Source organism: Xanthomonas sp. 3793, assembly GCF_024806835.1.
GTDB lineage: Bacteria > Pseudomonadota > Gammaproteobacteria > Xanthomonadales > Xanthomonadaceae > Xanthomonas > Xanthomonas arboricola_F.
The window spans coordinates 824,811-847,296 of record NZ_JANTYU010000001.1 but is presented as its reverse complement, the minus strand read 5'-3'; the positions used below and the strand labels follow the sequence as shown (position 1 = coordinate 847,296).

The following is a 22,486-nucleotide window of genomic DNA, read 5'->3' as shown; positions in this document are numbered from 1 at the left end:
GCGGAGTTTAGCAAGGCTGCGCCTCGTACAGGCGGGCGCCCGCCGCCGTTTGTCATCGGTACCGGCCGTCTGCATGAATGCGACAGGCCCGCGTGTGCGGGCCTGTGCGTGCTGCCACTGTGCTGGAAGCGCTTGCAGCTGCTGGCTGCGCGGGCTTACCAGATCACCACGCGGTCCTTCTCGGGCCGCACCATCGCATCGCCCGGCTTGCAGGCGAATGCGCTGGCGAACTGCGGCATGTTCGAAGGCGGCGCGATGGCGCGCAGGTTGCTGGGCGCATGCGGGTCCGAGGCCAGGTAGACCATCTGCTGTTGCTCGCGTACGCGTTGACGCCAGCTGCGCGCAAAGGCCAGAAAGAAACGTTGATCGGGACTGTAGCCGTCGACCGACTTTGCCCGCTCGGGATGCTGGTGCAGGGCGGTTTGCAGCGCGTCGTAAGCCACGTTGGTGCCGCCCAGGTCGGCAATATTTTCACCCAGGGTGAGCTTGCCGTTGACGTGCAGCGTCGGGTGTTTGGGTAGTGGGGTATAGGCATCGAACTGCTTGACCAGCTGCGCGCTGCGCTGCTCGAACTTGCGTCGATCCTCGGCCGTCCACCAGTTGACGTTATTGCCTGCACCATCGAACTGGCTGCCCTGGTCGTCGAAACCGTGGGTCGCCTCGTGGCCGATCACCGCGCCGATGCCGCCGTAGTTCAACGCATCGTCCGCGCTGGCGTCAAAGTACGGCGGTTGCAGGATCGCCGCGGGGAAATTGATGGAGTTGGTGCTGGGGTCGTAATACGCGTTGACCGTCTGCGGGGTCATCTGCCAGCGTTTGCGGTCAGTCGGTTTACCGATCTGCGCGATGTCGTAGCGATGGTTGAACTTGGCCGCTGCCTGCAGATTGCGGTAATACGCGCCGGGGACGATCTCCAACCCGGACCAGTCACGCCAGGCGTCCGGATAGCCGATCTTGGGCAGGAAGGTGTTCCACTTGGCGATGGCCTTGTCCCTAGTTTCCGTGCTCATCCAGTCGACGTTCTCGATGCGTGTCTTGAGTGCGGCGCGGACGTTGTCCACCAGTTCGCTGGCACGTTGCTTGGCCTCGGGCGTAAATACCTTGGCAACGTAGAGTTGACCCACGCCTTCGCCCATTGCGCCATTGACCGCGCGCAGGACGCGCTTCCAGCGCGGAAGTTGCTCTGGCTGCCCGGAGAGGGTCTTGCCGTAGAAAGCAAAGCGATTGTCGACGAATGCCTTGCTGAGCTGCGCGGCTGCTTCATCAATCGCATGGAAGCGCAGATAAGCTTGCCACTGCGCGATCGGCGCAGTGGCCAGTTCGTGATCGAACGCAGCGAAAAAGCGCGGCTGCGCCAGCGAGAAGCCCTTGCCGACCTCCACGCCCTGGGTGGCGAAGAAGTCTTTCCACGGAAAGTGCGGCGTGAGCTTGTCTGCCTCGGCGAGACTGACCAGGCGATACTGGTTTTTCGGCTCACGAGCCTCCACCGGCTTCATCGACGCGGCAGCCAGACGTGTTTCGAGTGCCAACACATCGTTTGCCTGCGTCTTGGCCACGTCGGCAGAACTGCCGGTGAGTTCGAACGACTTGGCGATGTAGGCAAGATAAGCGGCGCGGATCGATGCGTGCTCGGCGTCGGTGTAGTAGTCCTTGGTTGGAAGGCCCAGGCCGTCTTCCTGGGTGAATGCGATCTGCATGTCGGCATCGTGGAAGTCTGCGCCGGCACCGAATCCGAACACCTGTCCATCGCCTTCGCTATGACGGTCAATGATGTAACCGGCGACATCCTTGCCTGACTTCAACGCGGCAATGGTGTCCAGTTGTGGCTGGATCGGCTGGGCGCCTGCCGCTTCGATGGCAGCTTCGTCCATGCCGGCGGCATAGAGCGCGCCGATTTTTTGCTCCAGCGAATTTGCCGGTTTTCCCGGCTGCGCGGCCGTTTCAACAAGGTTGCGCTGAATGGCCATGCTTTTTTCGGTCAGGATCTCGTCCACGCCCCAACTGGTGCGATCGGGCGGAATCGGATTGGTGTTCGCCCATTTGCCGTTGACGAATTCGTCGAGGTTCTGGCATGCGCTGGCTGCTGGGCCGAGTTCGCTGATGTCGAACGCAGGCGTTGCCGGAGTAGCAGGGGCAGCCGCAGGTGTCCGGGGCGCGGTGTCTGCCTGCGTGCCGGTGTCCTCGGCGTTGCGCTTGCAGCATGTCAGGGCCACAACCAGGGCAAAGGCGAGCGTGGAAGTCTTGAGCAATGGCATGAACGTCAGCCGCAGTGAGGGACAAGGACGCTGAGCATAAGCGGGCGCGGCCTTGCCTGCGCACGCGTTGAGCTTTGTTGAGGCTTGTGTGCCGATACCGTCGTGCATGCAGGCCCAGTGGCGTACAGCGCGCCGCTGGGGCGGCGTTGGTTGAAATGTTGTGACTAGAAATAAACCTGGCAGGCCAGCGTGAGTCACCTGTCAACCAAAAGAAAGATCCGAAGAATCCAAAAAAAACGGGCGACGATCTTTGGATCGCCGCCCGCCTGATTTACCGCATTTGCGCAATTACCAGATCACGACCTGCTGATCGCCCTGGCGCACCATCGCATCGCCTGCCTTGCACGAGAATGCCGCGGCAAACGCCGGCATGTTCGACGGTGCACCGATGGCGCGGAAGTTGGCCGGTGCGTGCGGGTCGGTCTTCAGGCGCACCACCAGTTCTTCCGGGGTGAAGTTGCGGCGCCACACCGTGGCCCAGTTGAGGAAGAAGCGCTGGTCGCGGGTGATGCCGTCGCTCTTGGGGTCGTCCTTGCCGGCGGTGGCAGTCTTCATCGCGTCGTAGGCGGTGTTGAGGCCACCCAGGTCGGCGATGTTCTCGCCAAGCGTCAGGTCGCCCTTGACCTTGTCCCCGGCCGGGGTGCGGTAGCCGTCGAACTGCGCGACCAACTTACCGGTGCGGGCCTTGAACGCATCCAGATCCTTCTGCGTCCACCAACCCGGATCGGGGATGAAGTTGCCATCGGCACCGAAGCGGCTGCCCTGGTCGTCGTAACCGTGGGTCATTTCATGGCCGATCACCGCACCGATGCCGCCGTAGTTCATTTCCTCAGGCGCATTCGGGTCGAAGAACGGCGGCTGCAGGATCGCGGCCGGGAACACGATCTCGTTCTGCAGCGGGTTGTAATAGGCGTTGACCGTCTGCGGGCTCATGCCCCATTCGGTCTTGTCCACCGGCTTGCCGATCTTGGACAGGTTCCACTTGTAGTTGAATTCCTGCGCGGCCAGCACGTTGCCCAGGTAGCTATCGCGATTGGTGGCAAGGCCGTTCCACTCGCGCCACTTGTCCGGGAAGCCGATCTTGGGGGTGAAGCTTTCCCACTTGGCGATCGCCTTGGCCTTGGTCTCCGGGCTCATCCAGTCCAGCTTCTCGATGCGCGCCTTCAAGGCGGTGCGCAGGTTGCTCACCAGGGTCTCCATCTTGGCCTTGGAATCGGCCGGGAAGGCGACCTTGACGTACATCTGGCCCAGCGTCTCGCCGGCCTGGCCGTTGATGGTGGCCAGCACGCGCTTCCAACGCGGCTTGATTTCCTTCTGGCCGCGCAGGGTCTTGTTGTAGAACGCGAAGTTCTCGTCCACGAACGGCTGGCTCAGGAACGGCGAGGCGCCATCGACGGTGTGGAAGCGCAGATAAGCGCGCCAGATCGCCGGGTCGGTATCGGCGATCATCTTGCTCACTTCCTGGTGGAAGGCGGGGATTGCCAGCGAGAACATCTCCGGTGTGGCCACGCCCTGCGACTTGAAGAACTCGGTCCACGACCAGTTCGGGGTCAGCTTGTCGGCATCGGCCGGCGAGATCGGGTTGTAGGCCAGCGAGGCATCGCGCGACATCTGCGTGCTGGTCTTGGAGACCTTGGCCAGACGGGTCTCGAACGCAACCACCTGCTTGGCCTGCGCCGCGGCATCGGCAGCAGCCACGCCGGACAACTCAAGCACCTTTGCGATATGCGCCTGGTACGCCTCCAGCTTGGCCTTGTTGCCGGCGCTGGTGTAGTACTCCGGATCCGGCAGACCCAGCCCGCCCTGCATCGCGTAGGCGATATTCTGGCTGGACTTCTTGAAGTCTGCTTCGGCGCCGAAGCCGAAGAGATCGTTGTTGCCCTTGGCCGCGCTGCTGCGCAGATAGTCGACCAGCTTGGCCTGGTCGCTGATCGCGTCGATGGCGGCCAGTTCCGGCTTCAGCGGCTCGATGCCCTGGGCATTGATCTTGGCTTCGTCCATGCCGGTGGACCACAGGTCGCCGACGATCTTTTCCACGCCGGTGGTGCCGGTGTCGGCGGCGGCCTGTTCGGCCAGCTGCTGCTGGATCGCGTTGGAGCGCTCATCGAGCATCTCGAACGCGCCCCAGCTGGTGCGGTCGCCCGGCACCGGGTTGGCAGCCAGGAACTTGGCATTGGCGTAGGCGTTGAGGTCGGTACAGGCGTTGCCGTTGGGGTCCAGGTCGGCCGCAGTGAACTGATTCACCGCCGGCAGCTTGCTCTGGTCCAGGGTCAGGGTCTTGGGTGCGGCGGGCGCTGCCGCCGCGGTATCGCCCGCCGGGGCCGCAGGCGCGGCGTCGTCGGACTTCTTGCAACCGCTCAGCGCGGCCGCCACGGCCAGGGTCAGCGTCAATAGATGAGGTGTTCGAATCACAAAGGCTCCAGGAGCAACAGTCGATTGGGGAGCCCCGTCACGGGGCCGTGGCCGGCACTCTACGCCTGCTCAGCCGACAGGCATGGTGTCGAAGGTCATGGGTGCGGGGTGTGTAGAAGAGCTGGCTAGGCGCGCTCTGGTAGGCGACGGTTACCGTCAAGGCGCTGTGCGTGGCGGCAGTCCGGAGTTCTTCTCGTCCTGGGCGCTGCGGCTGCCTGCCATGCTCGTGGTCAGGTGGCCTGGTCGTCAATGTCGATGTGCCGATAGCGAGTTGGGGCCAAGGCCCGAATGGTCCAGCGGCGCAAGCGGTGCTATATACAAATGCATGCCTACCGCTTCCGAACCGTTGGACGCTTTGATCATCGGTGCCGGCCACAACGGCCTGGTGTGCGCTGCATATCTGGCCAGGGCCGGCAAACACGTGCTGGTGCTGGAAGCGCGCGATGTGGTTGGCGGCGCAGCCGTCACCGAAGAATTTCATCCCGGATTTCGTAACTCGGTGGCGTCCTACACGGTGTCGTTGCTGCAGCCCAAGGTCATCGACGATCTTGCATTGGAGCGGCACGGGTTGCGCGTGGTGGCGCGCCGCATCAACAATTTCCTGCCGCTGCCCGATGGCGAGTACCTGCTGGCCGGCGCAGGGCGCACGGCCCTGGAAGTCGGCAAGTTCTCCGCGCGCGATGCCGCTGCATTGCCAGCCTATGAAGCGCGCCTGGAGCAACTTGCTGATGTCTTGCGTGCGCTGGCCTTGCAGCCGCCACCCGATGTCACCGATGCCGGATGGCTGCGTGCGTTGCCGCAGCTGTGGCGTGCGGGCAAGCTGGGGCTGCAGCTGCAGCAGTTACCGATCGCATTGCGGCAGGACCTGCTCGACCTGTTCACCATTTCGGCCGCCGAATACCTGGATCGCTGGTTTGAAAGCGCGCCGATCAAGGCGCTCTTCGGTTTCGACGGCATCGTCGGCAACTACGCCAGCCCCTACACGCCGGGGACGGCGTATGTGTTGTTGCATCACGTGTTCGGGCAAAGCAACGGCGTCAAGGGCGCCTGGGGCCACGCGATCGGCGGCATGGGCGCCATCACCCAGGCGATGGCCGCCAGTGCGCGCGAATACGGCGCGCAGATTCGCACCGGCTGTGCGGTGGGGCGGGTACTGATGGAGCAGGGGCGTGCGGTGGGCGTGGTGACGGCCGATGGCGCGACGCTCCGCGCGCGTGCCGTGGTGGCGAACGTCAACCCGAAGTTGCTCTACCAGCGCCTGATGCGGGCCGAAGACGTACCGCAGGCCACGCGCGAACGCATCGCCCATTACCGCTGCGGCTCGGGCACCTTCCGCATGAACGTCGCACTGTCGCGTCTTCCCGATTTCACGGCGCTTCCCGGCGCTGGCGACCATCTCACCGCCGGCATCATTCTGGCCCCCAGCCTGGACTACATGGACCGCGCCTGGCTCGACGCGCGTGCGTCGGGATGGTCGCGCGAACCGGTGGTCGAACTACTGATACCCAGCAAGCTGGACGACTCGCTGGCACCGCCCGGGCAGCATGTGGCCAGCCTGTTCTGCCAGCATGTTGCACCGACGCTGTCGGATGGCCGCCATTGGGACGACCATCGCGACGAAGTCGCCGACCTGATGATCGCCACCGTGGAGCGGTATGCACCGGGTTTTGCTGCATCGATCCTGGGCCGCCAGGTCCTGAGTCCCGTCGACCTGGAGCGTATCTTTGGCTTGGTTGGCGGCGACATCTTCCATGGCGCGCTCAGCCTCAACCAATTATTCAGCGCACGACCGATGCTCGGGCAGGGCGCGTATCGCGGCGCGGTGCCCGGCTTATATCTTTGCGGCGCGGGAACCCATCCTGGTGGCGGGGTCACTGGTGCGCCTGGGCATAATGCGGCGCAGGTGATTTTGGGTAGGTGAGATCTGTGCCCCCAGGCTGACGCATGAAAAAAGGCCCTGGAGACCAGGGCCTTGGAGTCATGAATCACATCACCGGAAGCGTCGTGACAACGCTTCCGGCGCCTACGATCAGAAGTCGTAGGATGCCGACAGACGCACGTAGCGTGGAGTGTTGTAGAAATATGGTTGCGTACCAATTCCATAGGTATTGGAAACCGTAAAGCTGTCGTCTTCGTAGGTGCTGTCGATACGTGTCACCGAGCGATCGTTGACAACGTTGAAGACTTGCAAACCCAGCGCCAATTTGTGATCTGCGAAGGATGGGCGATACGTCACCCCAAGATCGAGATTCTTGATCCACGGTGTCCGCCCTGCGTCACCGGGTCGAGACGGCGATCCGGCGCAATAGTGGTAGCCCGAGCCGTATCCAATTGGGTCGCTTGCGTCAGCTCCGAAGTAACCCAGGCAAGACTTTGGTGTGCCCGACATCACTCGTAGTGTAGCCGATGCCATCCATTCGGGTGTGATCTGGTAAGCGCCGAAGGCTTTCAACTGGTGACGGCGATCGTTCGCCAGACTGCCGCCCGCGTAGTACATCAACTCAGCCGAGTCCCAGTCCTGCGTCTTTGAGACGTCGGACTGACCGATGTCAGACTTTACCTGACCTTCGGTGTTGCCGTAGCTGTGCGACCAGGTGTAATCGACGCGACCGTACCATTTCTCATCGAACGGGTGTTCGAGGAATAGGTCCACGGCAACGTAACTACGCTTCGCCTTATCCGTGAAGCCCCAATCAGTCTGCGACATACGGACAGATGTGTAGCCCGAGCCATCGACATTAGCCAGATTATAAGTGTTGGTTTCGCCGGGGTTGAACATTACGCAGCCCGGAATCGCTACCGTATCCGAATCGATGCCCGCCGCCGTGAGCTTGGTTGCAATGCGGCCGGTATCGCAAACGTCGTCGATAGCGGTCTGCAACTTACGATACGTGAATTTTGCACCAGAATTCCAACTGTCGCCCAGCGTCTTTTCGAAGCCAAGAATTAGCTCGTCTTGATACTGCGACTTCAGATCGGTCGGAGCAAACGCATTTGGATCGGGAGCCTGGCCGTATTCGCCGTTGCTGGAAACCGGGCCGGGACCAAGCGCGGTGCCCAGAATAGGCTCGCCGTTGGCGTCGATACCGGTGTAGGTGAAATATTCGTCGGTGTAAGTCGATGCGGATGCCCCGCGGACTGCGACGCTGTTTGGCAGGGCGAGATAATAGCGGCCAATATTCGCAAAGACCTTCAGCGACGAATCGCCGAAGACGTCCCAGCTGGCGCCCAAGCGTGGGGCCCACTGATCGCCGCTATCGACGTAGGCGACGTGATCGCTGTTGTAGTTGGTGAACTGGTCGTTGCGAATGCCCAGCGTCACCAGCCAATTGTCATTTACCTGCCAGCGATCTTCCAGGTAATAGGCCTTCTGCTCGACGGCCATGCTGGTCGTAGTTGTGAAAATACGGCGCTGGGCATAGTAGCCCTCTCCACCGGATGGGCCGACTCCAAGTGCTCCGTTGATGGGGACGTTCGGATTGGCCTGCTTGCCATAGATCCATTGATATCCTGGGCCAGTCGTGCGCACGCCTTCGTCGTAGGCGTTGAAGTACATGTTGTCCACACCTGCAGTCAGGTCATGGCTGCCGAGGCGGTACTCAAGCTCAAGGCGCAGACTGCGGGTCTTATTGATCGGGTCTTCGGCCTTGGCCCGGTTTGTCGCCTGATCATTGCGGATCGGCGTACCGCCATTGTATGCAGGATTCTGGTTGGTGACGTTGCCCAGAAATGGTAGATCCGAAATAAATGGATTGAACTGCTGGTTATGCTGTTTGCTGCGTCCCCAAGTGGCGTTCAAGGTCAGGTCATCGGTTAGATAACCGGTGTACTTGAAGATGTCGTAGGTGTCCTTGATCTTGTAAGTATCAGGGAAAGTGCCAGTCGCGTTTCCACCAACGAGACCGTCGTAATCGAATGCGGTGTAGTAACCGGCACGTCGATCGGTATTCTGCACTCGGGTGTACTCGAGGATGTTGTTGTCGTTGATGTTCCAGTCCAACTTGCCGTAGAACTTCGGCGTGCTGTAGTCGTAGTTGTTGCGTCCCTGGATACTGGAAATTACCGAGTTGGTGGAGACGCCCTCGGTCTTTTCGCTTTCACCGGCAACAAAAATAAACAGTCTGTCTTCGATCAACGGGCCGCCTGCATAAGCGCTATACACCGTTCGTGTCTGGGTGTCGTCTTTGGAGCGACGGAACAATGTGCCCGGCTGGTCGGGGTTGGTGTAGTTGTAGTTTGCAGGAAGCGACTTGTTCGGGAACCAGACGTCTCCAGGCGAGCTGGCCAGCGAATCCGGTTCCCAAATGGCCTGCACACCGAAATGCCATTCATTGGTGCCGCGCTTACCAAGCTGGTTGATTACACCGCCGGTGGAGCGGCCGTATTTGGCGCTGTAGCCACCAGTGTAGGTTTCCTGCTGGTCGATTGCTCCGTAAGGCAAGCTGACGCCGCCGAGATTGCTGAGCGGGTTGCTGACATTGAAGCCGTTGATGTAGTAGGCATTTTCCGTTACGCCCGAGCCACCAAAAGAGACGACCGAGCGCGAGCCATTGCTGAAGGCTCCGCTACCGGATACCGCGCCCGGCGCCAGCAACGCAATCGCTTCGGCGCTACGGCCCAGCGGCAGTGTGGCCAACTGCTCGGAGGTGATCACCGAGCGAGAACTGGTGGAGCTGACATCGATCTTCGGTGCGTTGGCAGCGGTGACCGTGATCGCACCAAGCGTGGTCGCATCTGCGTTGCTGCCTGCGGCGCTGGCACCAGCAAACGAGACTTCGGTGCCCGAGCCGACGCGCAGCTGCACGTTCTTGCGGGTGTCGACGATCTGGTCGCCGCGCTTGAGGGTGACGGTGTAGGCGCCCACCGGCAGCGAGCCGAGGTTGTAGCGGCCGTTCGCGTCGACGGTGATGGTGCGGCTCAGGCCGGTGTCGCTCTGAACGACGATCGTGCTGCCGGCTTCGGAGGGGGCGCTGCCATAGATGCTGCCGGTGGTGCTCTGCGCGTAGACCGCGCCATTGGTTAGGCAAGCACCGAGTACGACGGCTAACGCGGTGCGCTTGAGGACTTGGCGACGAAACTGATTGCTCATTCCTGACCTTTCAACTGGGAGTGCGAATAAGGGGCGGTCATCGGGGAGTCAGATGGCCTTAACTCGAACGTAATGAATGTCTGCACTGCAACGCAAGCAAACGAAATGATTTGTTAATGAAATAACTGAAATCCGCATCGAAAGTGAGGAACTCGGCACAATTCCAGTGACTGCGACACAGAGAAAGAAACAACCTCAACAATGGCGAACATTTAGTAGTTACATTCGATACAGATAATCCGGCGACAGGGCTGTTTTGGGGGGGGGGGGTGAAGCGGTCGCGACAGCGATGAGCAGGCCGATAGCTGGCGAGAAGAATAGCGGGCGCGCCCGCCATGTCGGCAATAGAGGCCCCGACAAGCAAGGCTTCTTTTCAAGCGGCCATTCCGTTCACTCCCATCGTCGTCCCAGATAGAAGCTTCGACAGACGTTGTCGTACATCGCCGAGTTGATGTCAGAGTCCAATTGCTTCGTCTAGCCATGACCTGTAGCTGCGCGTGCTGGGTACGGGCTGCATCGATTTCGGCAGATGAAACGCCCTCATCTATTCATAATTGTGAATGGATTGGCTTCTGGCGGGCACAGCCGCTGCCATTGCCTGCTTTGCAGCGAATGCAATAGCGGAGCCGGTCTACACGAGCCGGTAAACTGGGCGTCTTTCGCGCTGCGGCGGGCATGGCCCGCGTAGCTCGCACACGGGATAGGACAGGTAATGGCAACGATGTGGGACAACACTCCGCGCGCAGGAGCCGGCGCAGTACCGGGCGGCCAGGCATGAGCGGCGAACGCAGGATCGCCACGCACGCGGTGCAGGGCGCGCTGGCGCCGCACCCGCGCATCCGCAACGTGATTGCGGTGGGTTCGGGCAAGGGTGGGGTAGGTAAGTCCACGACAGCGGTCAATCTGGCGCTGGCGCTGCGGCAGCAGGGTGCGCGCGTGGGCGTGCTGGACGCCGACATCTATGGGCCGAGCGTGCCGGCGATGCTGGGCCTGAGCGGCAAGCCCGACAGCCCGGACAACAAGTCGATCGAACCACTGCGTGCGTTCGGGATCGAGGCGATGTCGATCGGCCTGCTGGTCGACCAGGACACGCCGATGATCTGGCGCGGGCCGATGGCCACCTCGGCCCTGACCCAGCTGTTCAACGACACGCTGTGGGACGACCTGGACTATCTGCTGATCGATCTGCCGCCCGGCACCGGCGACATCCAGCTGACGCTGTCGCAGAAGATTCCGGTGGCCGGCGCGGTGATCGTGACCACCCCGCAGGACATTGCCACGCTGGATGCGCGCAAGGCGCTGAAGATGTTCGAGAAGGTCGAAGTGCCGGTGCTGGGCATCGTCGAGAACATGGCGGTGCATACCTGCAGCAACTGCGGGCATCGCGAGCATCTGTTCGGCGAAGGTGGCGGCGAGCGCATGGCGGCGCAGTACGGCGTGCCGTTGCTGGGGTCGTTGCCGCTGGCAATCGCGATCCGCGAGCAGGGCGATGCGGGCCAGCCGATCGTGATCGCCGCGCCGGACTCGGTGGCCGCGCAGGCCTACCTGGCGGCAGCCAGGCGCTTGTCGGAAGAGTTGGGCAAGCGTCCGCGCGCCAGCATCCCGATTTCCGCCTCGCTGCTGTAATGCGTCGGCCGGCCTCCGGTGCCGGCCGCTGGTAGAATTCGCCGTCTTCGCGCGGGCCGCTCGGCCCGCCGCCTTCCGTCTTCAAGGAACACCGCATGAGCATCAAGAGCGACCGCTGGATCAAGCGCATGGCCGAGCAGCACGCGATGATCGAGCCGTTCGAGCCCGGCCAGATCAAGCACGACGCCGCCGGCCAGCGCATCGTCAGCTTCGGCACCTCCAGCTACGGCTACGACGTGCGCTGCTCGCGCGAGTTCAAGATCTTCACCAACATCAACTCGACGATCGTCGACCCCAAGCATTTCGACCCGGGCAGCTTTGTCGATATCGAATCGGATGTGTGCATCATCCCGCCGAACAGCTTTGCGCTGGCACGCACGGTGGAATACTTCCGCATCCCGCGCGACACCCTGGTGGTATGCCTGGGCAAGAGTACGTACGCGCGCTGCGGCATCATCGTCAACGTGACGCCGCTGGAGCCGGAGTGGGAGGGCCACGTGACGCTGGAATTCAGCAACACCACGCCGCTGCCGGCGCGCATCTATGCCAACGAAGGCGTGGCGCAGATGCTGTTCTTCCAGTCCGACGAAGTCTGCGAGACCTCGTACAAGGACCGCGGCGGCAAGTACCAGGGCCAGACCGGCGTGACCTTGCCGCGCACCTGAGCCCCGGGCGTGGCCGTGCTCTTCAGCAGGTCGCGCTCGTCTTCTCGCGGTAGCGCAGCAGTTGGCGCACCCCGGCAGCGACCAGGAAGGCCGGCCACCAGGTTGCGATCAGGCCGCCCAGGTCCATGCTGGTCAGGCCGAGGTTGTTCAGCAGGAACAGCGTTCCCAGGGTGATCAGGAACAGGGCGGGAATCAGGCGGCTGTGCATGGCGGCGTCCTCGTTGGGTGTGAGGCCATGCTGCGCGCGATGGCCCCGCCAATCAGGTGCCGGAAGTCAACAGTTGCAGGTGACAGTCGTCATGTCGCGCCGCTGCCGGGTGCGCATCGATCGTGAGGAGCAATCAAGGCGCACGCTGTGGGAGCGAAGATGCAATGGCCGCAGACGTTACTGCATCAAGGGATGGTGCTGGATCAGAACGCGTCATCGAAGGCATGAGTCCTCGCACGGACCCTCAGCCGCCTTTCGGGGCATCTTCTCCCGAGGGGCAAAGGGCAGGGCAGCGACATGCCGCTGGACAACCACCCCAGTCACCAGCACCGAGACACACCGCTGTTACCAATCCCCAATCCCGACTCCCCAATCCCAGCCCTACCTACTTGCCACGCCCGAACAGCATGCCGATGCCGCAGGCCACCAGCGCGGCCGGCCACCAGGTGGCGATCAGCTTGCCCAGGCTGAGATTGGTCCAGCCCAGGTTGTTGGCCAAAAACAGCAGGCCGACAAGGATCAGGATCAGGGCAGCGACGACATTGGATTTCATGCGAGAAGGCAGGTTGGCGAACGGGCGCCTATCGTAGCCGCTGCGCCCATGCCGCGACACGCTCCTGCAGTGCGTCGGCCGCAAACCGCTGCGCCGGGCCGCTGCCCCAGACCGGCCCCGGCCAGGCCGCATCGCCTGGATGACGGCCGACCAGGTGCACATGCAGTTGCTGCACGATATTGCCCAGCGCCCCGATATTGAGCTTGGTCACGGCAGGCTCGACGCGCAGCAGCTGCGAGAGCTGGTTGATTTCGGCCAGCAACAGGCGCTGCTGGCCGCCATCCAGATCGATCCATTCGCTGACATCGGCCACGCGCGGCACCAGCACCAGCCAGGGGAAGCGGGTGTCGTCCATCAGGCGCACCTGCGACAGCGGCCCGTCGGCGACGAACACGCTGTCGGCCGCCAGCCGCGGATCCAGCTGGAAGTCGCTTGCTGCAGACGCGCGGGAGGCCGGTGCGCTCATCCCAGATGCGCCTCGAAGAAGCCCAGGCTGCGTTCGAGCGCACGCTCGGCGCTGTCGGCGTCGTAGTGGGTGGGGTCGATGCTGCGGTTGAAGGCATGGCCGGTGGGATACACGAAGGTTTCCATCTGCGGCAGTTTCTCGCGGTGCGCCTGGATCGCTTCCGGCGGGATGCTGGCGTCCTGTTCGCCGAAGTGGAACATCACCGGGGCCTTGGGTGTTTCGTCCAGCAGCTGGGTGTTGCGGCCACCGTAATAACTCACCGACGGCAGCCCAAGGCGGATGGCCGACAGCAGTGCCACCGAGCCGCCCCAGCAATATCCCACCGTGCCGACCTTGCCGGCGCGGGTCAGCAAGGTGGCGGCGGATTTCACCACCTCCACCGCGCGCTCCAGGCCCACCGCGTTGGCCAGCGCCAGGCCGCGTTGCACGCTTGGCTGGTCGTACGGCAGTTGCACGTCCTTCTCTTCCAGGTCGAAGAAGGCCGGCGCCAGCACTTCGTAGCCGCGTGCGGCGTAGTCGTCGGCCACCGCACGGATATGTTCGTTGACGCCGAAGATTTCCTGGATCACCACCAGGCCGCCGCGCGGGCTGGAGGCGGGGGTGGCGTGCCAGGCGGCAACCTGGCCGTCGGGGGTGTCGAGCGTGGTCCAGTGACCCATGGGAATTCCTGATGTGCAGCGAGGGAGACGCGCATTATCGACCGGACCGGCATCGCGAAAAGTGAGGGTTTCGCAAAGCCGGCCGGGCTGGCGAGGCCAGGCGGTTCAGAGCGCCGCCCGCACGCCGCTATAATTGGCCTTGCCCAGGCCCCAGGCCGCTCCGTTTCCCAGGCTCCTGCTTCCATGTCCCAGCTGAACCCCAAAGTCGGCTTCGTCAGCCTTGGCTGCCCGAAGGCGCTCGTCGACTCCGAACGCATCCTCACCCAGCTACGCGTGGAGGGCTACGACATCGTGCCCAGCTACGACGCGGCCGACGTGGTGGTGGTCAATACCTGCGGCTTCATCGATTCGGCGGTGACCGAGTCGCTGGACGCCATCGGCGAGGCGATGAACGCCAACGGCAAGGTGATCGTCACCGGTTGCCTGGGCAAGCGCCCGGAGCAGATCCGCGAGGCCTACCCGCAGGTGCTGGCGGTGTCCGGCCCGCAGGACTACCAGAGCGTGATGGAGGCGGTGCACGCGGCGCTGCCGCCGCGCCACGACCCGTTCGTGGATCTGGTGCCCGACTACGGCATCAAGCTGACCCCGCGCCATTACGCATACCTGAAGATCTCCGAAGGCTGCAACCACCGTTGCAGCTTCTGCATCATTCCCTCGATGCGTGGCGATCTGGCCTCGCGTCCGGTAGACGAGGTGCTGCGCGAAGCCGAGCGGCTGGTACGCGGCGGTGTCAAGGAACTGCTGGTGGTGTCGCAGGACACTTCGGCCTATGGGGTGGATCTGAAGTACGCCGAGCGTCCCTGGCGCGACCGCACGTACCAGACCCGCATGAAGGCATTGTGCGAAGGCTTGTCGGAGTTGGGGGTGTGGACGCGCCTGCATTACGTGTATCCGTATCCGCACGTGGACGATGTGATTCCGCTGATGGCCGAAGGCAAGCTGCTGCCGTACCTGGACATTCCGTTCCAGCACGCCAGCCCGCGCATCCTCAAGCTGATGAAGCGGCCCGGTGCGGTGGAAAAAACCCTCGAGCGCGTGCAGCGCTGGAAGGCGATGTGCCCGGAGATCACGGTGCGCTCCACCTTCATTGTCGGCTTCCCCGGCGAGACCGATGCCGAGTTCGAATCGCTGCTGGAGTTTCTGGATCAGGCGCAGCTGGATCGCGTCGGTGCGTTTGCCTATTCGCCGGTGGACGGCGCCAGCGCCAACGCGCTGCCGGACCCGGTGCCGGAAGAAGTGAAGCAGGAGCGTCTGGCGCGTTTCATGGCCAGGCAGGCGGAAATCTCCGCCATGCGGCTGGAGGCCAAGATCGGCAGCGTGCAGCAATGCCTGGTCGACCTGGTCGAAGACGACATCGCAGTGGCCCGTTCGCGTGCGGACGCGCCGGAAATCGACGGCCTGGTGCATATCCAGAACGGCGGCGAGCTTGGGCTGAAGGTCGGCGACCTGGTCGATGTGGAAATCACCGACAGCGACGAGCACGATCTGTTCGGCGATGCATTGCCGGCCAATGTCGCAATCCAGCCAGGGCGGTCGTTGAATCTGCAGATGGTGTAACTGGGCGCTGGCCCGTACACATCGGTCCGTAGGAGCGCACTTGTGCGCGATGAGGCGTTATCGATAACGCCTCATCGCGCACAAGTGCGCTCCTACGCCGCAGCAGATTGCCAATGGATGCCTACGGGCTGCCGTAATCCACCGACACCACCACAAAGGTGTGCTTGCCTGCCGGCAGCTGCGCTTCGAACTCGTCGTCCACGCGTTTTTTCAGCAGCGCGCGCGCCAGCGGCGAATCGATGCTGATCCAGCCCAGGCCGGCATCGGTTTCGTCCGGGCCGACGATGCGATAGTGCAACAGCTCACCGCTATCGGCATCCTCCAGCTCCACCTGTGCACCGAAAAACACCGCGTGCGGGTCGGTGGGCGCGGTATCCACCACGCGCAGCGCTTCCAGCCGCTTGCTGAGATAGCGCACACGCCGGTCGATCTCGCCCAGCTGCTTCTTGCGATAGGTGTACTCGGCATTTTCCGATCGATCGCCCTCGGCAGCAGCTGCGGCGAGCGCGCGTACCACCTCCGGTCGACGCACCCGCCACAGATCCTCCAGTTCGACCTTCAGACGGGCGTGACCTTCGGGCGTAATCAAGGCAGTGCTTTTTTCGGCGGGCGGGCGCCAGCGGCTCATGGACAGGCTTGGGGGGCGAGGGAGTGGGGCGCGATGCTAGCGCGCATGCTCCACTTGCGCATCTGTCGCCGCACGGCGAAGCTTTGCGCCATTCTCAAGACACGGACGTCGTCATGTTGCTCATGCCGCTGCACAAGCCCTGGTCGCGCCACAACATCCCCTGGGTGACCCTGCTGCTGGTGCTGATCAATGTCGTCGTCTATCTCGGCTATCAGCGCAGGGACGACGACCTGGTCGACAACGCCGTGCACTACTACGTCGAGTCCGGGCTGGGCACGCTGGAAGCGCAGGCCCACGCGCGCTACCTGGCGCAGACCGCTGACCCCAAGCGACGCGCTGCGCGGCAGGGCAAGCTGGACAGCGTGCCGGCGCCGCAGCGCACCGCGTACCTGGCGCATCTGACCATGCACGATGTCGCCTTCGCGCAGGCCTTGCGCGAAGGCACGCTGTTCAAGGACGAAGCGCAGATGCGCCAATGGCGCGGCCTGCGTGCGCCCTACGATGCCCGCCTGTCCCAGGTGTTCACGCTGCGTCATCTGCAACGCAGCTCGGAGTGGTCGCCGGCACGCATGCTCACCGCCACCTTCCTGCATGGCGACTTCGATCATCTATTCGGCAATATGGTGTTTCTGTTGGCGCTGGGCACCTTGCTGGAAGGGGCGATCGGCAGCGGCTGGTTCCTGCTGCTGTATCTGCTGGGCGGGTTTGGCGCCAGCGCAGCCAGCCTGTGGTGGCGCTGGGGCGAGCCCGGCGGTGGCTTGGGCGCGTCCGGTGCCATCGCCGCCTTGATGGGGGCGTTCTGCGTGGTGTGGGGCCGCCGTCGTGTGCGGTTTTTCTACTGGTTTTTTGTGGTCTTCAACTACGTGCGCGGGCCGGCGATCCTGTTGCTGCCACTGTGGCTGGGCTGGGAGCTTTACAGCCTGCTGGGGAGCGATAACGGCGGTGTCGCGTTCGAGGCGCATGCCGGCGGGTTGATCAGCGGTGCGCTGCTCGGCGCGCTGCTGGTGGCAGTGCGGCAAACCCGCCCGGCCTTCATGGACGAGGACGCCGCCGCGCAGGTGGACGACCGCTGGGAGCGTGCGCAACGCCATCTGGGCCGCATGGAGAACCTCGAAGCCGAGCGGCTGCTTGCCGAGCTGGCCAGCGAGCAGCCACACAGCCAGGACGTCGCGCTGGCCCGTTACCGCGTTGCGCGCAACGCCGGGCGCACCCAGGACGTCGTGCGTCATGCGCAGACACTGTTGCACCTGCCGAGCCATCACGCGCAACAGACGCGCGTGCAGCTGGGCGTGGCAGCAGAACTGAGCAAGGACAAGATCGCCGTTGCGCTACCGGCACGCATGGCTCTGGTCGATGCGTGCCTGCGTAACGGGCTGCTGGCCGATGCCGAACGGTTATTGAAGGAGTGCGACATCGATGCGCCACGCGCCGAGCTGGCCCAGCACTGGTTTGTGCTGGCGCTGCGGCATGGCGAACTGCAGGCCGGCGAGCAGCGCACGCGGTTGCTGCAGCTGGTGCGCGATCAATTTCCGGAGCAGGGCCAGGCGGCGAAGGCCCGTTTCCTGCTTGAGAATGGTTGACGCGGCGGCGCGTTCGACCAGATTCCGGGCATCGACGGCGGGGGTCTGAAGCCGCATCAGGAGCGGCTGCGGAACCTGGCGAGCGGTCGTCGTTGCGCGTGGATGGCGCGCTCGGCATCCCAATGCATGCCGTCGGCAGTGCCGACGGCGTCCGCCGTGCGGCCGTACAGGCGGTTTATGCAGCGCGTCAAGACGTTTCGCATACGGCTCGCGACCGCTCGCGGCGGTGTCTGGGATGCGCTAGGCCGGTTGGATCGCAACCGCCCGTAATGCTGCATCCAGCTTCGCCCGTTGTGCGTCGTCGTCGCAGCGATCCGCGGCGTTTTGCAGGATGGCGCGGGCCTGCTCGTCGCGGCCAAATCGCTCGGCCAGCATCAGGCCAGCATCCAGCGACCAGCCCGGCCACATCGGATCGCGTGGCCAGCCCGCGATGGCGGCCAGCAGCCCATCGGTCGCAAGCTGGAACTGGCCGGCCATCTTGGCGCGCTCGGCCAGCAGGGTGGCCTGCTCCGGCGTCAACGGAGTAAATGCCGCATCCAGATCCAGTGCCTCGCGTTGCAGCGCCAGCGCACGACGCTCCTGCTTCTCCTGCAACAAGCGGTTGATGTATTGCCGGGTATGCTCGCGCAGCTCGTCGTTGCGATGATGCTGGCGCAGCAGGCGTTGATACAGCTCGTGCACCGCCAGGCTCACCGCGCGCGAGCGCACCGCGCCGCGCAGGGCCTGGAACGCCTCGTCGGAATGGCCGTCGCGCACGTATTGTTCGGCCTCGTCGAGCAGGCGCTGGTCCGGGTCGATGCGTTCGTGCGCAGCCCCGCCGCTGGGTACGTAGCCCAGCTCTTCGTGGTACTGGTACACCAGATACCCGAGCAGATGAAAACTGGCGAACAGGGTCCAGATCGAGGTCATCATCACCGTCGCTTCGCGCACCAGCGGCGGCAGGTACTTCAGCGCGACGAAGACCGCTGCCGTGCCGCTGCCCTGGATCACGTACAGCAGCCCGTAGGCGGCCAGATACGGCCAGCCGATCCGCAGCGCCATGTCGATCGACACCGCCGGGTTGAGCGCGCGGCGCAGGCTGCCGTCGATGGCCAGCGAGATCAGCATGCCGGGCAGCAGCAACATGGTGCCCAGGTAGGCGATGGTCAGCCCGAAGGGGCCTGCGATCCCGGCGGCGACGCCGATCACGATGCCCAATGCGATGGCCAGCAGGATCAGGCGCAGCACCGCGCTGTCGAAGCTGTCATAGCCGAGCCGGGGCGCATCGGGCTGGCCATCGGCGGTATGCCGCAGGATGTCGAAGGCGTAGGTGTAGGTCGCCATGCCCAATACGCCCATGACCACCAGTTTGAGGATGCCCGGCAACACCAGCAACGCGCTGCACAGGGTCAGCGCAATCAACGCATACAGCGCCGGGCCGCGCAGCGGATAGGTGGCGATCGCCGGAATGCGGGTCCAGAACGGTGCAGGCGCAGCCTGCGCGGCAGCCTTGCGTGCGCGAAAACGATCTTCCATGACGCTCCCCAGGCGTGTGATGTGAAGGGATTGTGAGGCGATGCGCGGCCGGGTGCAATTGGGGGTCGCGTCTGGCTCGCGGAGGTGCAGTCGAGTGGGGGCGGGGCGCCCGCCTGTGACCAGGCGGCTGCCCTGCGCGCAGCGATGGATGGCGTGTGACGCAGGCCGCTGGCGGAGGCGGGCCTGCGCAGTCGACCGTGCGAAGGCCCACCGATGGTGCAGGCACACGCAGGGCTTGCGCCGATTGCGATGATCGTGATCATTGCATTCGGCGGGCCATGGGCCATCATTTCCGTCAGCCGCGCATGGACTTCTGCGCAGAACCTGTGGTTCGCTACCTGTCGGCCGCCCGCCATGTGGCGATGGTGCTGCCGGCGGCATGCGCTTGCGTGCAATCGCGAAGGTGCGGCCGGTCCCCCCATTGCAAGGAATTCGCTTGAATCCATCCGTCGCCGACACCCCGCAGGTTCGCATTCGCAGCATCGATGTGCTGTCCGACAACTGGTATGTGCTGCGCAAGGTCACCTTCGACTTTCAGCGCAAGGATGGCCGCTGGCAGACCTTGTCGCGCGAAGCGTATGACCGCGGCAATGGGGCCACCATCCTGCTTTACAGCCGCGCCAGGCAGACGGTGATGCTGACCCGCCAATTCCGCCTGCCGACGCTGCTCAATGGCAACCCGGACGGCATGTTGATCGAAGCCTGCGCCGGCCTGCTCGACCAGGACGATGCGCTGACCTGCATCCGCAAGGAAACCGAAGAAGAGACCGGCTACCGCATCGACAACGTGCGCAAGGTATTCGAGGCCTTCATGAGCCCCGGCTCGGTCACCGAACGCCTGTACTTCTTCATCGGCGAATACTTCGACGGCGACAAGGTCAGCGAGGGCGGCGGACTCGAAGAAGACGGCGAAGAGATCGAGGTGCTCGAGCTGTCACTGGATGCAGCGCTGGCGATGATCGGCTCGGGCGAAATCGCCGATGCCAAGACCATCATGCTGTTGCAGTACGCCAAGTTGCATGGTGTGTTGGCATAGAGCAGCACGTTGCGCTATGGCGGTAGCGCCTCAGAGTCGGCTGCCAAAGATCTAGGTCGCTTGCAACTCAATGCACGCGCTTCAGGAACTTGTCCTGGTATTCGGATGCTCCGCCGCTCTGACAGCTTCCGCCATCCTGGGATAGGAACTCAGCAACACCGGGTTTGGGGTTGTCGGTTTCATCAATCCGGAATCCGTAGAGCGGAGAGGGATAGGAAAAGCGTGGGTCGGGCTCTGCTTGCAAGATCAAGCAGCTGCCCGCGATCTCATCCACCCACCAGGTACTACGCAAGGTCACTGTCTGTCTGTGATGTTTAGGATCTTGTCCAGACAGACAGGTGTACTTCAACGTATAGCGATGACTTTTCTGATCCTTGACGGCGGCTTCCAGCCACAAGTCAGCGTGTGCACTTGCGCATTCAGGGCGTTCGCCCTCTATCTGCAAGAGGCCTGAGTAATGGCCGGCGAGAAGGTGTTGGCTGCGCAATGGCCACTTGATTGGGCCATAGCCAGGATCGTGGTAGTCGTAGTTGGGGTTGCGTGTTTTCTCCTGTGCTCCGCAAGTTGCAGTCAGAACAAGCATGGCAATCCCACAAAGATGCATCCATATCTTGCGCATAGTGTTCGTCCCTGTGGTTATTCGTTTTACTCAACGCTTCCCACCAAAAATGCTGCCGAAGATGCCGCGCACGATCTGCTGGCCGATCTTGCTGCCGATGGTGCGCGAGGTCTGCTTGGCCATCGTTTCCAGCATGCCCTGGCGACGGCCAGTGCCGAATACGGCGTCCTTGACCGCTTTTCCGAAACCGCTGTCCTGCGCGTCCTCGTCCTCGCGGGTGCGTGCAGGCGGGGCGGCGGTCTGCTCGGCCACCTGTTCGACGCGGCGCGCCAGCAGCTCGGCGGCCGATTCGCGGTTGACTGCGGTGTCGTAGCGGGTGCCGACCGGGCTGGTTGCGCGCACCTGCGCGCGTTCGGGCGCGCTGATGGCGCCCATGCGGCAGCGTGGCGGCGCGATCAGGGTCTGCTGTACCGGGGCCGGCACGCCCTTGCCTTGCAGTGGCGATGCCAGCGCCTCGCCGGTACCCAGGCTGGAGATGGCAGTGGCCACGTCGAGCTTGGGGTTGCCCACGAAGGTCTGCGCCGCGGTCCTGACCGCTTTCTGGTCGCGCGGGGTGTAGGCACGCAACGCATGCTGCACGCGGTTGCCGAGCTGGCCAAGGATGGTGTCGGGAATATCATCGGGAAACTGCGAGCAGAAATAGATGCCCACGCCCTTGGAGCGGATCAGCCGCACCACCTGCTCGATCCGCTGCACCAGCGCTGCCGGCGCATCGTCGAACAGCAAATGCGCCTCGTCGAACACGAACACCAGCTTGGGCTGTTCCAGGTCGCCCACTTCCGGCAAGCCCTCGAACAGCTCGGACAATAGCCACAGCAGGAACGTGGAATACAGCTTCGGTTTGAGCACCAGCTGGTTGGCCGCCAGGATGCCGATCACGCCACGGCCGTCCGGTGCAACGCGCATCAGCTCGGAAAGCTCCAACGCCGGTTCGCCGAAGAACTGCTCGCCGCCATCCTGCGACAGCCGCAGCAGGGCGCGCTGGATCGCGGCCACCGATTGCGCCGAGACCAGCCCGTAACTGGTCGACAGCTCCTTGCGTTCTTCGATCACCAGCGCCAGCAATGCGCGCAGATCGTCCAGATCCAGCAGCAACAGGCCGCGGTCGTCGGCCAGCTTGAACACGATGTCCAGCACGCCGGATTGGGTGTCGTTGAGCTCCAGGATGCGCGCAAGCAGGGTCGGGCCCATTTCGCTCACGGTGGTGCGCACCGGGTGGCCGAGCTGCCCGTACAGGTCCCAGAACACCACCGGGCTGGCGGCCGGCGCGTAATCGGCGATGCCCACATCCGTGGCGCGCTGCAGCACGCCGGGCGCGCCGTCCCCGGCCACGGCCAGGCCCGCCACGTCGCCTTTGACGTCGGCCAGGAACACCGGCACCCCCAGCCGCGAGAAGCCTTCGGCCAGGGTCATCAGGGTCACGGTCTTGCCGGTGCCGGTGGCGCCAGCCACCAGGCCATGACGGTTGCCGAAGCGGCCTTCGAGCACGACCGGGATATCGTCGGTGACGCCTTTGCCGAGCAGGAACGAGGCCATTGGGCAGATCCAGTGAGGAAAGACCGGATTCTAGCGGGCAAGCTTGTCGCGCAAATCGGCGAGCGACGGCTGGGGCGTGACG

At 63.6% G+C, this 22,486-nt stretch carries 17 protein-coding genes; 6 read left to right on the top strand and 11 right to left on the bottom strand.

Features of this window, described 5'->3' with window-relative positions:
• Window positions 1-155: 155 nt before the first annotated feature.
• Together FHY18_RS03530 and FHY18_RS03525 are read right to left on the bottom strand one after the other, a co-directional pair.
• Complete coding sequence (locus FHY18_RS03530; protein ID WP_259151260.1) at window positions 156-2,255, bottom strand: M13 family metallopeptidase; 2,100 nt, start codon at window positions 2,253-2,255, stop codon at window positions 156-158.
• 288 nt (window positions 2,256-2,543) lie between these two features.
• On the bottom strand, window positions 2,544-4,646 hold the full coding sequence (locus tag FHY18_RS03525) for a M13-type metalloendopeptidase (protein ID WP_259152484.1): 2,103 nt from the start codon (window positions 4,644-4,646) through the stop codon (window positions 2,544-2,546).
• Between the two features lie 346 nt (window positions 4,647-4,992).
• Here FHY18_RS03525 and FHY18_RS03520 point away from each other — a divergent pair, with 346 nt between their 5' ends.
• Complete coding sequence (locus tag FHY18_RS03520; protein ID WP_259151258.1) at window positions 4,993-6,588, top strand: NAD(P)/FAD-dependent oxidoreductase; 1,596 nt, start codon at window positions 4,993-4,995, stop codon at window positions 6,586-6,588.
• A gap of 108 nt (window positions 6,589-6,696) precedes the next feature.
• On the opposite strand, the gene FHY18_RS03515 is transcribed toward FHY18_RS03520, so the two are convergent.
• Window positions 6,697-9,756, bottom strand: a complete 3,060-nt coding sequence (locus FHY18_RS03515) for a TonB-dependent receptor (RefSeq protein ID WP_259151257.1) — start codon at window positions 9,754-9,756, stop codon at window positions 6,697-6,699.
• 774 nt (window positions 9,757-10,530) lie between these two features.
• Here FHY18_RS03515 and apbC point away from each other — a divergent pair.
• Complete coding sequence (gene apbC / locus FHY18_RS03510) at window positions 10,531-11,382, top strand: iron-sulfur cluster carrier protein ApbC (protein WP_259151255.1); 852 nt, start codon at window positions 10,531-10,533, stop codon at window positions 11,380-11,382.
• 95 nt (window positions 11,383-11,477) lie between these two features.
• Window positions 11,478-12,047 carry a dCTP deaminase gene (gene dcd, locus FHY18_RS03505; protein WP_010366727.1) on the top strand — a complete coding sequence of 190 codons (570 nt, stop codon included), beginning with the start codon at window positions 11,478-11,480 and terminating at the stop codon, window positions 12,045-12,047.
• Between the two features lie 22 nt (window positions 12,048-12,069).
• Here the strand turns inward: dcd and FHY18_RS03500 are convergent, their stop codons facing one another.
• The 4 genes from FHY18_RS03500 to FHY18_RS03485 all read right to left on the bottom strand — a co-directional run bounded on the left by FHY18_RS03500 (window position 12,070) and on the right by FHY18_RS03485 (window position 13,933).
• Entirely contained in the window at window positions 12,070-12,255 is a 186-nt protein-coding gene (locus FHY18_RS03500; protein WP_259151244.1) for a DUF5668 domain-containing protein, read from the bottom strand.
• Window positions 12,256-12,640: 385 nt separating this feature from the next.
• On the bottom strand, window positions 12,641-12,808 hold the full coding sequence (locus tag FHY18_RS03495; RefSeq protein ID WP_005994260.1) for a DUF5668 domain-containing protein: 168 nt from the start codon (window positions 12,806-12,808) through the stop codon (window positions 12,641-12,643).
• A 28-nt stretch (window positions 12,809-12,836) separates the two neighbouring features.
• Complete coding sequence (locus FHY18_RS03490; RefSeq protein WP_259151242.1) at window positions 12,837-13,274, bottom strand: HIT family protein; 438 nt, start codon at window positions 13,272-13,274, stop codon at window positions 12,837-12,839.
• The gene (locus tag FHY18_RS03485) at window positions 13,271-13,933 is read right to left on the bottom strand and encodes a dienelactone hydrolase family protein (RefSeq protein WP_259151240.1); all 663 of its coding nucleotides are present in this window, start codon (window positions 13,931-13,933) and stop codon (window positions 13,271-13,273) included. Before FHY18_RS03485 ends, FHY18_RS03490 begins: the two co-directional genes overlap by 4 nt.
• 183 nt (window positions 13,934-14,116) lie before the next feature.
• On the opposite strand from FHY18_RS03485, the gene rimO reads away from it, so the two are divergent.
• The gene (gene rimO / locus FHY18_RS03480; RefSeq protein ID WP_259151239.1) at window positions 14,117-15,490 is read left to right on the top strand and encodes a 30S ribosomal protein S12 methylthiotransferase RimO; all 1,374 of its coding nucleotides are present in this window, start codon (window positions 14,117-14,119) and stop codon (window positions 15,488-15,490) included.
• A 121-nt stretch (window positions 15,491-15,611) separates the two neighbouring features.
• Here the strand turns inward: rimO and greB are convergent, their stop codons facing one another.
• Window positions 15,612-16,118, bottom strand: coding sequence for a transcription elongation factor GreB (gene greB, locus FHY18_RS03475; RefSeq protein WP_259151238.1), 507 nt, complete (start codon window positions 16,116-16,118; stop codon window positions 15,612-15,614).
• 113 nt (window positions 16,119-16,231) lie between these two features.
• Between greB and FHY18_RS03470 the strand changes: the two genes are divergently transcribed.
• Window positions 16,232-17,698, top strand: a complete 1,467-nt coding sequence (locus FHY18_RS03470; RefSeq protein WP_259151237.1) for a rhomboid family intramembrane serine protease — start codon at window positions 16,232-16,234, stop codon at window positions 17,696-17,698.
• Window positions 17,699-17,938: 240 nt separating this feature from the next.
• Here FHY18_RS03470 and FHY18_RS03465 read toward each other — a convergent pair whose 3' ends face one another.
• On the bottom strand, window positions 17,939-19,213 hold the full coding sequence (locus tag FHY18_RS03465) for a hypothetical protein (protein WP_259151236.1): 1,275 nt from the start codon (window positions 19,211-19,213) through the stop codon (window positions 17,939-17,941).
• Between the two features lie 436 nt (window positions 19,214-19,649).
• On the opposite strand from FHY18_RS03465, the gene nudK reads away from it, so the two are divergent.
• The gene (gene nudK / locus FHY18_RS03460) at window positions 19,650-20,249 is read left to right on the top strand and encodes a GDP-mannose pyrophosphatase NudK (RefSeq protein ID WP_259151235.1); all 600 of its coding nucleotides are present in this window, start codon (window positions 19,650-19,652) and stop codon (window positions 20,247-20,249) included.
• A gap of 67 nt (window positions 20,250-20,316) precedes the next feature.
• Here nudK and FHY18_RS03455 read toward each other — a convergent pair whose 3' ends face one another.
• Both FHY18_RS03455 and FHY18_RS03450 read right to left on the bottom strand, forming a co-directional pair.
• Window positions 20,317-20,832, bottom strand: a complete 516-nt coding sequence (locus FHY18_RS03455) for a hypothetical protein (protein ID WP_115511298.1) — start codon at window positions 20,830-20,832, stop codon at window positions 20,317-20,319.
• A 66-nt stretch (window positions 20,833-20,898) separates the two neighbouring features.
• The gene (locus FHY18_RS03450) at window positions 20,899-22,404 is read right to left on the bottom strand and encodes a DUF853 domain-containing protein (protein ID WP_259151229.1); all 1,506 of its coding nucleotides are present in this window, start codon (window positions 22,402-22,404) and stop codon (window positions 20,899-20,901) included.
• Between the last annotated feature and the right edge of the window lie 82 nt (window positions 22,405-22,486).